We start from the raw sequence: 11,722 nt of genomic DNA, 5'->3' as shown, positions 1-11,722 counted from the left end.
AGGAGCGCACACCATGGCAGAAAAGCCGAAGCCCAGGACCGGCGGCGCACCCGTCGGCCGACGGGCGATGCTCGGCATGCTCGGCGCGGGCGCAGCCGGGCTCGCCGCCGCGCCCTACCTCCAGCAGGGCTGGGAGGGATTCCTCGCCAAGGCATCCGAGGCCGACGCCACAGGCCTGACCGGGCTGCTGCCCAACCCGGGCGGCTTCCGGTACTACAGCGTCGTCGGCTCGGTGCCGCACAAGGACGCGACGAACTACGCCCTGACGGTCAGCGGTCTGGTCGACCGTCCGAAGACCTACACACTCGAGCAACTGCACGCGATGCCGCAGACCCGGGTAGTCGGTGACGCCGTGTGCACCGACGGCTGGCGGGTGGACGACACGCCCTGGAGCGGGGTGAAGCTGGCGGACATTCTCGACGACGCCGGCGTGCGTTCCTCGGGCGCGGCGATCCGGTTCACCTGCTTCGACGGCGCCTACTCCGAGAGCCTCACGCTGGAACAGGCCCGCCGCTCGGACGTCCTGGTGGCGCTGAGGTTGCAGGACAAGCCCATCACCCACGCCCACGGCGGCCCCGTCCGCCTCTATGTGGCGCCCATGTACTTCTACAAGTCGGCCAAGTGGCTGTCCGGTATCTCGGTCACCGACAAGGTCGTCCCCGGCTACTGGGAGGAGCGCGGATATGCGGTCGACGGCTGGCTCGACGGCGCCGACCGGAACGCGGCCTGAACACGAGGGCCAGGTACGCCGCTTCACCAGCGCCGAGCGCATGGTCCACCGGGCCACCGGCTGTCTGATGCTGCTGTGCCTGGTCACCGCCGCCTGTCTCTACATCGGGCCGCTCGCCCTGCTCGTCGGCCGGCGGCACCTGATGGTCACGGTCCACGAGTGGTCCGGCATCCTGCTGCCCCTGCCCTTTCTGCTGGGCCTTTTCTCACCCGCCTTCCGCGCCGACCTGCGCCGCCTGAACCGCTTCGCGGTGTACGACCGCCAGTGGCTGCGGGCCGTGCGCCGGCGCCGCACGGCACCCGAGGCCCGCCCGGCGGGCAAGTTCAACGCGGGCCAGAAGCTCTATGCGGGCTGGATCGCCGGAGCGGTGCTGGTGATGATGTTCACCGGTCTGCTGATGTGGTTCATGGGCCTGCTGCCCTTCCTCTCCCGCACCAGCGCGATCTTCGTCCACGACATCCTGGCCTGGGCCATCACCTTCGTCCTGCTCGGACACATGCGCAAAGCCTTGGAGGACCCCGAGGCGCGGCTGGGGATGCGTACCGGATACGTAAGTCGGTCGTGGGCGGAGCTCCGTCACTCGCGGTGGCTGCGGGACGAGTGACAGACCGTCGAATGACTGTAGCCGCGCTGTGCGGCACACGGCCAGAGTGCACATGTGTCGCTGCCGCGGCGCACACCTACTTATCGGATGGATGACCCATGAGACGAATACTGACTGTCCTCGCGGCGGGTGTGCCGCTCGCCGCGGCGGTGTATCTGCCCTCCGCCTCCGCCTCTGCCTCCGCCTCTGCCGAGCCCCGGACCACCTCCACGCCCTTCAACTGCGCGGCGCCCTCCGTGAAGGCCCCCGCCGGCACCGAGGTGGAGTCCGTGACCGCGGTCAGTCAGCCTGGCGGCACCGTCCAGGGCACCGGCATCCTCCAGGGGGCGGTCACCGACGTCCCGGCCTACTGCGAGGTCACCGTCACGCTCACCCATCCGGGCGCCGACGACCACGCCAAGGTACGTACCTGGCTGCCCGTCAGCGGCTGGAACGGCCGCTTCCAGGGCCTCGGCGGCTCCGCCTACCTGGCCGGTGACAACAACCCGGGCCTGGCCACCGCCGTCAAGAACGGCTACGCAGCCGTCACCACCGACGCCGGGGTCGGCGACGCCCTCGACACCAGCTGGGCGCTGAACAGCCAGGGCCAGGTCAACACCGCGCTGTTGAAGAACTTCGCCTCCCGCTCCCAGCACGAAGCTTCGGTCGTCGGCAAGGAGGTCGTCGACGGGGTCTACGGCAAGCGCCCGGCGTACTCCTACTTCATCGGCTGCTCCACCGGTGGAAGACAGGGCTACATGGAGGCCCAGCGTTATCCCGACGACTACGACGGTATCCTTGCCAACGCGCCCGCCGTGAACTGGGACGAGTTCGAGGTCGCCACGCTGTGGCCGCAGGTGGTCATGAACAACGAGAAGACGCACCCGTCCTCCTGCGAGTTCAGCGCCTTCACCGCAGCCGCCGTCAAGGCCTGCGACAAGCTCGACGGCGTCAAGGACGGGCTGGTCAACGACCCGTCCCGGTGCGACTTCGACCCGCGTCGGCTGATCGGCACCAAGGTCGTTTGCGAGGGCAAGGAGCTGACCATCACGGCGGCCGACGCGGCCGTCGTACGCAAGATCTGGGACGGACCGCGCACACCCTCGGGCAAGAAGCTCTGGTACGGCGTCCCGATCGGCGCCGACATCAACGCGCTGGCCGGAGCCGACCCGTTCCCGGTGCCCGCCGCCTGGACCAAGCTGTGGGTCGCCAAGGACCCCTCCCTCGACCTGTCGACGATCACGTACAGCCGGTTCACGGAGCTGTTCAAGCAGTCCCAGGCCGAGTACGACAAGGTCATCGGCACCGACGACCCGGACCTGTCGGCCTTCCGCAAGTCTGGTGGCAAGCTGCTGACTTGGCAGGGCGACGCCGACCAGTACATCCCCGCGCAGGGCACCGCGCAGTACCGTGAGCGGGTCGAGCGGGAGCTCGGCAGCGCCAAGAAGGTCGACGACTTCTACCGCCTCTTCCTCGCCCCGGGCACGGTCCACTGCGGCCTCAACCAGGGTGACGGCACGACCGATGCCCTCGGAGCGCTGACCGCCTGGGTCGAGCACGGCAACGCGCCCAAGACGCTGCCCGCGACCCTGATCAACGCCGATGGGCAGAGCGTCGCCCGTGACCTGTGCAACTACCCGCGCGTCCTGCGCTACACGGGCCACGGTGACCCGGCCCTCGCCTCCAGCTTCAAGTGCGTTCTCCCGTCCCGGCACTGACCGGGCCCCCGACCCCCTGACCTGAGAGAGGCCGAACCACCATGAGCACCCAGACATCGACGCCGACGGTCACAGGCGAACGCGACTCCCTGCTGCGGCTGTACCTCGGCCGCGGTGTCCTGGCCGTGGCATGGGCCCTGGTCTTCGCCGGAGCACACGACAACCTCGACACAGTGGCGATCACGCTGCTTGTTGTCTACCCGCTGATCGACGCGGTGTCCTCGCTGATCGACTACCGGGCCACCCCGAACGGCACCGAACGCCGGGTCACCGCGTTCAACGGCGTGCTCAGCACACTGGCCGCCCTCGCGATCGGCATCGCCGGCGCCGGTGACGAGGCGTCCGTGCTCCATGTGTTCGGGGTCTGGGCCATCGTCTCCGGTGCCGCCCAGGTGATCGTCGGAATACGGCGTCGCGGCCCCGAACTGGGCAAGCAGTGGCCGACGCTCATCTCTGGCGGACTGTCCTTCCTCGTCGGCATCACCTACAACATCCAGGCCGCGGGCGACAATCCCTCGCTCGACGTCCTCTCGGTGTACGCGACGGGCGGCGGCGTGTGGTTCATCCTCCAGGCCCTGCTGCTGGGCTGGAAGTCCCGCCAGCTGCGCACCCGGACCGTGTGACTCGCTCACACCCCACCCCTCGACCCGCGGCCCTACCGGACCGCGGGTCGAAACGTTGCCCGACCACGACCTACCAGGCAGGTACTTTCACGCCATGAGTGCGACTGCGGACATCACGCCCATCACCAACTTGATTGCACGGTACGCGGAGCTGGTCGACACCGGCGACTTCGCCGGCGTCGGCGAACTGTTCGCCGACGCCGTGTTCATCGGCAGCGGCGCACCCGTTCCCGGCCGGGACGGTGGAGTGGCGAAGATGCTCAAGGACGGCGTCATCCTCTACGAGGACGGGACGCCGCGCACCCAGCACGTCACGACCAACATCGCCGTCGACATCGACGAGGAGGCGGGAACCGCCGCCGCGCGTTCGTACGTCACGGTGTTCCAGGCCCTGCCCGACTTCCCGCTCCAGCCGGTGGCCGCGGGCCGATACAGCGACCGCTTCGAGCGCGCGGACGGGCGCTGGCGGTTCACCGAGCGCCGGGTCCTCATCCATCTGGTGGGGGATGTCAGCCGCCATCTGCGCGCTCAGCCGACGCGGTAGCGCACCGGCAGGGCCAGCACCCCGCGGATGATGCCGGGACCGGTCCACTCCAACTTCCTCGCCCGTACGGCGAGTTCGAGCTTGGGGGGGCAGGTGAGCAGGACCCGCAGGGCGATGGTGCCTCCAGGCGGGTCAGCGGGGCGCCCAGGCAGTAGTGGAATGCCGTGGCCGAAGGCCAGGTGCCGGGCGGCCGGGCGGGGTCGGCGTCCTCGGCCTGCGGGGCGTCGCGTCCGGCCGCGCCGAGGACGACAACGACCACGCTGCCCCAGGGGATCGGCGCCCGGCGAGTTCGAGGTCCTCGGCCGCGTAGCGGCTGGTGGAGCGGCTCGACTGAGGGGTCATATCGCAGGAACTCCCCCCACCGCGCCGGGCATCAGCTCGGGGCGTTCACGCAACTGCCGCAGCTGGTCCGGGTGTTGAAGCAGCGCCAGGACGGCATTGCCGAGCACGTTCACGGTGCTCTCGTGGCCGGCGACGACCACCATCAGCGTCGTGCTGACGAGTTCCTCTTCCGAGAGGCGCCCCCGTCCTCCTCGTCCCGGACGGCGACGAGGACCGACAGTAGATCGTCCCCGGCGCTGCGGCGCTTGTCCGCGAGGAGATCGGCCAGCAGGCTGTGCAGACCGCTCGGCGCCGCGCGGTGTTCGGGGGAGGACACCCGGAGTGCCTGGGACGATCAGCGGCGGAAGTTCAGGCGGTGCTCGTCGGGATGCCGACGAGGTCGGCGATGACCGTGCCCGGGAGCGGGGCGTTGAAGGCTTCCACGAAACCCACCTCGCCCGTCGGCGGCAGGGCGTCGATCAGGGCGTGGGCGATCTGCTCGATGCGGGGCGCCAGTTCGGCCGTAGGGGGCGAACCCGGCTGAGGCCAACCGTCGCAGGCGAGTGTGCTCGGGCGGGTCGGCCTCCATCATCTGCGCGCCGAGCCCACGGAGGGTTTGTTGAGTGCGGCGGCGGCCAGCGCCCCGGCGGCCGGGGCGGAGTCCTTGAGCAGGGCAGGGTGGGGGAGTGCCTCGCGGGCCAGGTCGTGACCGACGACCCCCAGCCCTTGAGGCCGAGGTGAAACTCGGCCGGGTGAAGGGGGCCGAGCTCGCGCAGGCGGGCGTAGCGCGCGGGAGCGTCCGCTCTTGAAGGCCGGGTCGATGACGACCCTGGCGCCGACCTGCTCTTCTCCGCCTTCGGCGCCGGTGGACAGGACGGCCGTCAGGACCACGGTGCCGAGCGTCGTCGCAGTGCGGACGACGACGTCGTCCAGGGTGACGGCGATCTTGCCGGCCCCCAGGGATGCGTCCGCGCCCAGGGCGTAGGGGTTGGTGATGTAGTCGTCCGCCGGCCCGCCGCCTACCGTGGCGCCTACCGGTCGGCCCGTGCGTGCGGCTGTCCGACCGGTGTCATCGGCGCCGTCCCAGCGGAACAGGAATGGGTTGCTGGTCCTCACTTCGGTCCTCCTCGTCCACCGCACACGTGCGGCCCGTGGCACAGGTGTGTCGCCCCAGCAGGCGTGTCGTCGGGGCGACGGGAATCCTATGCATCACCACTCTGGCAGGTGACGAAATGGGAGGCGAGCTATCCGTGTGCCAACCGTGTGTCATCCGTATACGGATCCGGTCACGGTCACCCGGCAGCGGTCTCCGGACCGTCGAGCAGCTCCATGAGAAAGCCGTCCCAGTCCAGACCGGCCATCTCCCTCTCGGCCGAGACGATTCGGTACGTCGCGTCGAGCCAGTCGGCCAACGGCGGGATGGGCACTTCTAACAGGGCCTCCTCCTCCGTCGATTCCAGCAGCAGCCAGGCCGAGCGCCGCTCGCCGGGCGCCATCGGCCACATCCGGACGTCGCCGCAACCGCTCATAGCCGTCAGACCGCGATGGAGCAGACCGCGGCCGATGCGCCAGACAAGCCCCGGGCCACGTTCCGTCACGAACTCGACCGCGATCACCGCCGGCATGTCCGGGTCGAACCGGAATGTCGCGGTGATCGGTTGTCGGGTGAACTCATCGATCATCTGGTCGAGATCCAGATACAGCGAGGGCACGAGTTCGGGCGCCGAGCGCGCCTGCGGGGGTGACGGATCACGGTGCATGACAGGAGTTCCCCCTTCGTGGGACGAAGTGTGCGTTCACCACTCTTCGCCGGACGGTGGGGGCCGCACATCGGTCAGTTGACGGTGACGCAGGCGTCACCGAGGGGAGAGCGCCAGGAGGTGTCTCGCGGCCTATGGCGAGCCTGACGTAAGTCACGCAGACCTCCGCCCAGGTCGCGGGGCGCCACAACGGTAGGCCGCGGGAGTCGGTCATCCGTGGCTCCACCGCCGCGTCGCCCTCGGAGGAGCCGGCGCCGTCCTCGTGCAGGGGCGCGTCGACCACCACGACGGCCTCGCCCAAGCCGTCGGGGGAGAGCCGCCGCCCGGAGAGCTCGGCGCACCGTCACGCTCCTGCGGGGGCGACGGTCGCATGTGAGTGTGCCGGAACCGGCCGCCATCCGCACAGGTGAAATGGCGCATGTGAGCTGGAACGAAATGCACACGTGTCAAATTTCCCGCCCTCGTCGGGAATCGGGAATGGGACACAAGTGTTGGTGACATGTGAGTCAGAACCCAGCCCGGAGAGGCCCACCTATGACCACTGTGACCGGAACCTTCGTGGACATCACCACCGCCGACGGCATCGCCGACGCCTATCTCGCGCACCCGGACGACGGGCGGGCCCACCCAGGTGTGCTCCTGTACCAGGACGCGTTCGGAGTGCGTCCGCATCTGACGGCCATGGCCGACCGGCTGGCGGCCGCCGGCTATACGGTGCTCGTCCCGAACGTCTTCTACCGGCACGGGCGCAGCCCGGTCGTGGAGCTGCCCGAGTTCATCGACATGGAGGCGCGCCCGGACATCGTGGAGAAGGTCGTCCCGCTGATGGAGGCGCTCACCCCCGAGCTGACGGAGCGTGACGCCGAAGCCTACCTGGGGTGGTTCGCGCATTCGCCGGTGGTCACCGACGGCCCGGTGGGTATCACCGGGTACTGCATGGGGGCGCGGCTCGCGCTGTACACGGCCGGCACCCACCCCGACCGGGTCGCCGCGGCAGCCGGGTTCCACGGCGGCTGGCTGGCGAGCGAGGCCCCGGACAGCCCGCATCTGCTGGCCGACCAGATCACTGCCGAGCTGTACTTCGCGCACGCCGACGAGGACCCCTCAATGCCGCAGGAGCAGGTCCACAGGCTGGAGAAGGCGCTGTCCGACGCGGGCGTCAAGCACCGGTGCGAGGTCTACGCGGGCGCGCATCACGGCTACACCCAGTCCGACACCGCCGCGTACAACCCGGCGGCGGCCGAACGGCACTGGACGGAGCTGCTGGCCCTGTTCGGCCGCGTCCTCTGAGCGGCCCCTGCGCGAGGCTGCTCAGAGGAAACTCCTTGTGGGCGCCGGTCAGACGAGGCTGGCGTCGGCCAGGGCCGAGCAGCAGGTGTCGACCATCAGCCGAGTGACGACGTACGGGTCGACGTTGGCGTTGGGGCGCCGGTCCTCGATGTAGCCCTTCTTGTCGATCTCGACCTGGAAGGGGATGCGCACGGAGGCACCCCGGTCGGACACGCCGTAGCTGAACTCGCTGAAGTGCGCGGTCTCGTGCAGCCCGGTCAGCCGGTGCTCGACGCCTGAGCCGTACTGGCGGATGTGCTCGGCGGGCTTGTCACCGTGGCCGAGCGCCTCGCACGCGGTGATGATCGCGTCGTAGCCCTCACGCATCGCCTTGGTGGAGAAGTTGGTGTGCGCGCCCGCGCCGTTCCAGTCGCCCTTGACCGGCTTGGGGTCGAGCGTCGCGGATACGCCGAAGTCCTCGGCGGTGCGGTAGAGCAGCCAGCGGGCCACCCACAGCTGGTCCGCGACGTCCAGCGGGGACAGCGGGCCGACCTGGAACTCCCACTGTCCAGGCATCACCTCGGCGTTGATGCCGGAGAGTGACAGGCCCGCCGCCAGACAGTTGGACAGGTGGGCCTCGACGACGTCACGGCCGAAGATCTCGTCGGCGCCGACACCGCAGTAGTAGCCGCCCTGCGGGGCCGGGAAGCCGCCGGCGGGGAAGCCCAGCGGATAGCCGTCCTTGAAGAACGTGTACTCCTGCTCGATGCCGAACAGCGCTTCCTGCGGGGCGTGCCGCTCCGCGACAGGGCGCAGCGCGGCGCGGGTGTTGGAGGGATGCGGGGTGTCGTCCGGGTTGAAGACCTCGCAGAGCACGAGCACGTCGTCGTCGCCGCGGATCGGGTCGGCGTAGACGGCGACGGGCTTCAGGACGCAGTCCGAGCTGTGCCCCTCCGCCTGATTCGTGGAGGATCCGTCGAAGCCCCAGACGGGCGGCCGGGCGCCGTCGGCGAGGATCTTGGTCTTCGAACGGAGCTTGGCCGTCGGCTCGGTGCCGTCGATCCAGATGTACTCGGCCTTGAAAGCCATGTCGGTGTCTCTCCCGGGTCTTCTTGTGCGGGGGTGCTCCCCGTTCAAAGAACGGGAGAGAGAAACCTCGTGGTTCAAGTGGCGCGCATCACATGTAAGGGGGAAAGGCTTCTCCCAGGCAGAAACCTGTCTCTACCGGGTTCGAGCCGGGTGACCGAGTCTGGAGACACGTTCAGAACGAACGGATTCCCCGCCTCCCAGATGGAGTTGTTCTCATGTCCAGGACCCGTGTCAGCTTCGACAGCGCCGGTATCGACATCGCGGCGCACCTCTACCTCCCCGAGCTGAGGCGTCGGCCCCGCGTCCGGCGCTGGTGGTCGGTCACCCCGGCACCGGTGTGAAGGAACAGACTTCCGGCACCTACGCGCAGCTGCTGGCCGATCGCGGGTTCGTCACCCTCGCTTTCGACGCCGCCCACCAGGGCGAGTCGGGCGGTCTGCCGCGAGGTCTGGAGGACCCCGCCCAGCGCATCGAGGACTTCAAGGCGGCCGTGTCCGGCCTCGGGGAACATCGGTACAGCGGTTATCGGTGAGAACGATCATGGCCGTCTAGCACAGTGATCCACTTTGCCGCTGGGGTTCGGTGAAACGCCGCTGGGCCTGGTCTGGGGCTGGCTACGGTCCGGCTCGTGCCGGTGGAATTTTTGAGCGATGAGCAGGCCGAGGCGTACGGGACGTTCGCCGAGGAGCCGACGAGGCCCGAGCTGGAGCGGTTCTTCTTTCTGGACGACGTGGACCGGGATCTGATCGCCCTGCGACGGACGGAGCATCACCGGCTCGGCTTCGCGCTCCAGATGTGCACGGTTCGGTACGTCGGCCTGTTCCTGGAGGACCCGCTCGCGGTGCCGTGGCCAGTGGTCGAGCACCTGGCCGTGCAGCTCGGCGTCGAGGATGCGTCGGTGGTCAAGCGGTACACGGAGCGGCGCCAGACGCTGTACGACCACGCGTGGGAGATCCGAGACGCCTACGGCTACCACCCCTACGAGGACGCCGAGTGGGGCCGGCGGTTCCGTACGTTCCTGCACGGGCGGGCGTGGACGCACGCCGAGGGCCCGAAGGCGCTGTTCGACCACGCGGTGGGCTGGCTGCGCCGTCACCGGGTCCTGCTGCCCGGGGTGTCCGTGCTGGCCCGGCAGGTGGCGGAGGCGCGGACGGTCGCGGAGAAGCGGCTGCACGCCACCGTCGCGGGAGCTGCCCGCCGCGCGGACCCGGCGCTGCCCGGGGATCTGGTGGCGACGCTGAAGACGCCGGAGGGCTCGCGGTTCTCGGAGCTGGAGCGGCTGCGCCGGCCGCCGACGCGGACGACGGGCACGGCGTTCGCCCGCGCGCTGGAGCGGGTGGACGAGATCGGCGCGTACCGGCTCGGGCGGCTGAGGTTGTCGCAGATCCCGCCGAACCGGATGGCGGCGCTGGCCCGGTACGCGCTGGGGTCGAAGGCGCCGCTGCTGGAGCGGGCGGCGGAGCCCAAGCGCACGGCGATGCTCACCGCGGTGATGCGGCACCTGGAGGCGAAGGCGATCGACGAGGCCCTGGACCTGTTCCAGGTCCTCATGGCCACCCGGCTACTGAACACGGCGAAGCGCAAGACGGAGAAGGAGCGGCTGTCCACGCTGCCGCAGCTGGAGAAGGCGTCACGGGTGCTCGCGCGGGCGGCGAAGGTGCTCTTCGAGGAGCTGGAGCTCGTCGAAGAGCAGGAGGCGGACCTGGACGTGGCCGCGCTGTGGGCGGCGGTGGAGGAGGTCGCCCCGCGCGCCGCCGTGATGACCGCGGCGGCCACGGTGGTCTCGCTGGTGCCCGAGGACGAGAACTCGGCCGAGGTCGCCATGCGGGCCGCGCTGGCGAACCGGTACGCCACGGTGCGGCCGTTCCTCGCGTTGCTGGGCGAGTCGAAGGCGCTGGACGCGGCGAGCGCCGGGAAGCGGGTCCTGGCCGGGGTCCGGAGTCTTCCGGCGCTGGCCCGGCGGAAGGTGGGCATCAAGCCGCTGCTGCCGCGGGAGGTGGACGACAAGCTGGTGCCGCCCGCGTGGCGCAAGGCGGTGTACGCCAACCCCGATCTGCCGCAGGGCGCGGTGGACCGGGACGCGTACGTGGTGTGCGTGCTGGAGCAGCTGCACCGGGCCCTGAACAACCGCGACGTCTTCGCCTCACCCTCGCACCGCTGGTCCAACCCGCGGGCCCGACTGCTGGACGGGCCCGACTGGGACGCGGTCGAGGAGGACGTCCTGGCGGCCCTGAGCCTGGACATGCCCGTCACCGAGCACCTGGCGGAGCTGGTGCGGGGCCTGGACGCCGGATGGAAGCAGCTCGCCGAACGGCTGGAGGAGGCGGGGCCGGCGGCGAAGGTCTCCATCGAGGTGCAGGACGACGGTCGGGTGAAGCTGAACGTCGACAAGCTCGGCGCGCTCGGCGAGCCGAAGTCCCTGACCTGGCTGCGCCAGCGGGTCGAGAAGATGCTCCCGAAGATCGACCTGCCGGACCTGCTGTTCGAGGTGAACGCCTGGACCGGGTTCCTCGACGCCTTCGTCCACCTCGGCGACGGCACCACCCGGATGAAGGACCTGCCCACTTCGATGGTCGCGCTGCTGGTGTCGGAGGCGTGCAACATCGGCCTGGCTCCGGTGGTGAACCCCGGCTACGAGGCCCTGACCCGGGCCCGGCTCGTGCACGTCGACCAGTACTACCTGCGCGCCGACACCATCGCCGCGGCGAACGCAGCTCTGATCACCGCCCAGGCCGACATCCCGATCGTGCGCTACTGGGGTGACGGACTGCTCGCCTCCGCGGACGGGCTGCGCTTCCAGGTGCCGGTGCGCACCATCAATGCCGCCCCGTCGCCGAAGTACTTCGGGTTCAAGCGCGGCATCACCTGGCTCAATGCCGTCAACGACCAGGTCGCGGGCATCGGGCAGATGGTCGTCCCCGGCACCCCGCGCGACTCCCTGCACATCCTGGATGCCCTGCTGAACCTGGACGGCGGCGTGAAGCCGGAGATGGTGGCGACCGACAACGCCTCCTATTTAGTTACATGGACACCTCGCCTCTCGTTGAGGGTCGGGGGCGGCCGGCTGGGCCGTCGAGTGCGACGG

General features: G+C 69.8%; 10 protein-coding genes and 2 pseudogenes. 8 read left to right on the top strand and 4 right to left on the bottom strand.

What is annotated here, in order from left to right:
* Positions 1-13 precede the first annotated feature (13 nt).
* The 5 genes from V2W30_RS40305 to V2W30_RS40285 all read left to right on the top strand — a co-directional run bounded on the left by V2W30_RS40305 (position 14) and on the right by V2W30_RS40285 (position 4,198).
* Positions 14-730: a molybdopterin-dependent oxidoreductase gene (locus V2W30_RS40305; protein WP_338704138.1), complete on the top strand. Its 717-nt coding sequence runs from the start codon at positions 14-16 to the stop codon at positions 728-730.
* Positions 684-1,334 carry a cytochrome b/b6 domain-containing protein gene (locus tag V2W30_RS40300; RefSeq protein WP_338704137.1) on the top strand — a complete coding sequence of 217 codons (651 nt, stop codon included), beginning with the start codon at positions 684-686 and terminating at the stop codon, positions 1,332-1,334. Before V2W30_RS40305 ends, V2W30_RS40300 begins: the two co-directional genes overlap by 47 nt.
* Before the next feature lie 98 nt (positions 1,335-1,432).
* On the top strand, positions 1,433-3,031 hold the full coding sequence (locus tag V2W30_RS40295; RefSeq protein ID WP_338704135.1) for a tannase/feruloyl esterase family alpha/beta hydrolase: 1,599 nt from the start codon (positions 1,433-1,435) through the stop codon (positions 3,029-3,031).
* A 41-nt stretch (positions 3,032-3,072) separates the two neighbouring features.
* Positions 3,073-3,654 carry a DUF308 domain-containing protein gene (locus V2W30_RS40290; RefSeq protein ID WP_338704134.1) on the top strand — a complete coding sequence of 194 codons (582 nt, stop codon included), beginning with the start codon at positions 3,073-3,075 and terminating at the stop codon, positions 3,652-3,654.
* Between the two features lie 94 nt (positions 3,655-3,748).
* The gene (locus V2W30_RS40285) at positions 3,749-4,198 is read left to right on the top strand and encodes a nuclear transport factor 2 family protein (protein ID WP_338704133.1); all 450 of its coding nucleotides are present in this window, start codon (positions 3,749-3,751) and stop codon (positions 4,196-4,198) included.
* Positions 4,199-4,536: 338 nt separating this feature from the next.
* On the opposite strand, the gene V2W30_RS40280 is transcribed toward V2W30_RS40285, so the two are convergent.
* From V2W30_RS40280 to V2W30_RS40270, 3 genes are all read right to left on the bottom strand, one after another.
* On the bottom strand, positions 4,537-4,683 hold the full coding sequence (locus V2W30_RS40280) for a hypothetical protein (RefSeq protein WP_338704132.1): 147 nt from the start codon (positions 4,681-4,683) through the stop codon (positions 4,537-4,539).
* 424 nt (positions 4,684-5,107) lie between these two features.
* Positions 5,108-5,635 (bottom strand): hypothetical protein, encoded by a 528-nt coding sequence (locus V2W30_RS40275; RefSeq protein ID WP_338704130.1) that lies wholly within the window; start codon positions 5,633-5,635, stop codon positions 5,108-5,110.
* 176 nt (positions 5,636-5,811) lie between these two features.
* Positions 5,812-6,279: an SsgA family sporulation/cell division regulator gene (locus V2W30_RS40270; RefSeq protein ID WP_338704129.1), complete on the bottom strand. Its 468-nt coding sequence runs from the start codon at positions 6,277-6,279 to the stop codon at positions 5,812-5,814.
* A gap of 534 nt (positions 6,280-6,813) precedes the next feature.
* Between V2W30_RS40270 and V2W30_RS40265 the strand changes: the two genes are divergently transcribed.
* Positions 6,814-7,569, top strand: coding sequence for a dienelactone hydrolase family protein (locus V2W30_RS40265; RefSeq protein WP_338704128.1), 756 nt, complete (start codon positions 6,814-6,816; stop codon positions 7,567-7,569).
* A 48-nt stretch (positions 7,570-7,617) separates the two neighbouring features.
* Here V2W30_RS40265 and glnII read toward each other — a convergent pair whose 3' ends face one another.
* Positions 7,618-8,637, bottom strand: coding sequence for a glutamine synthetase (glnII, locus tag V2W30_RS40260; RefSeq protein WP_338704127.1), 1,020 nt, complete (start codon positions 8,635-8,637; stop codon positions 7,618-7,620).
* Positions 8,638-8,852: 215 nt separating this feature from the next.
* Here glnII and V2W30_RS40255 point away from each other — a divergent pair.
* Both V2W30_RS40255 and V2W30_RS40250 read left to right on the top strand, forming a co-directional pair.
* Positions 8,853-9,139, top strand: a pseudogene (locus tag V2W30_RS40255) (alpha/beta hydrolase); the annotation flags it as partial.
* Between the two features lie 126 nt (positions 9,140-9,265).
* Positions 9,266-11,653 (top strand): annotated as a pseudogene (locus V2W30_RS40250) (Tn3 family transposase); the annotation flags it as partial.
* Positions 11,654-11,722 lie beyond the last annotated feature (69 nt).

This window comes from Streptomyces sp. Q6, assembly GCF_036967205.1.
In the GTDB taxonomy this organism is placed as follows: Bacteria; Actinomycetota; Actinomycetes; order Streptomycetales; family Streptomycetaceae; genus Streptomyces; species Streptomyces citrinus.
This window is presented reverse-complemented; position numbering and strand designations above follow the sequence as displayed.

Excerpts from the sequence above, each read along its gene's own strand:
- V2W30_RS40290 (WP_338704134.1), top strand. The coding sequence starts at position 3,073 with ATGAGCACCCAGACATCGACGCCGACGGTCACAGGCGAACGCGACTCC.
- V2W30_RS40280 (WP_338704132.1), bottom strand. The coding sequence starts at position 4,683 with ATGGTGGTCGTCGCCGGCCACGAGAGCACCGTGAACGTGCTCGGCAAT.
- V2W30_RS40265 (WP_338704128.1), top strand. The coding sequence starts at position 6,814 with ATGACCACTGTGACCGGAACCTTCGTGGACATCACCACCGCCGACGGC.
- V2W30_RS40300 (WP_338704137.1), top strand. The coding sequence starts at position 684 with ATGCGGTCGACGGCTGGCTCGACGGCGCCGACCGGAACGCGGCCTGAA.
- V2W30_RS40305 (WP_338704138.1), top strand. The coding sequence starts at position 14 with ATGGCAGAAAAGCCGAAGCCCAGGACCGGCGGCGCACCCGTCGGCCGA.
- V2W30_RS40270 (WP_338704129.1), bottom strand. The coding sequence starts at position 6,279 with ATGCACCGTGATCCGTCACCCCCGCAGGCGCGCTCGGCGCCCGAACTC.
- V2W30_RS40295 (WP_338704135.1), top strand. The coding sequence starts at position 1,433 with ATGAGACGAATACTGACTGTCCTCGCGGCGGGTGTGCCGCTCGCCGCG.
- V2W30_RS40285 (WP_338704133.1), top strand. The coding sequence starts at position 3,749 with ATGAGTGCGACTGCGGACATCACGCCCATCACCAACTTGATTGCACGG.
- glnII (WP_338704127.1), bottom strand. The coding sequence starts at position 8,637 with ATGGCTTTCAAGGCCGAGTACATCTGGATCGACGGCACCGAGCCGACG.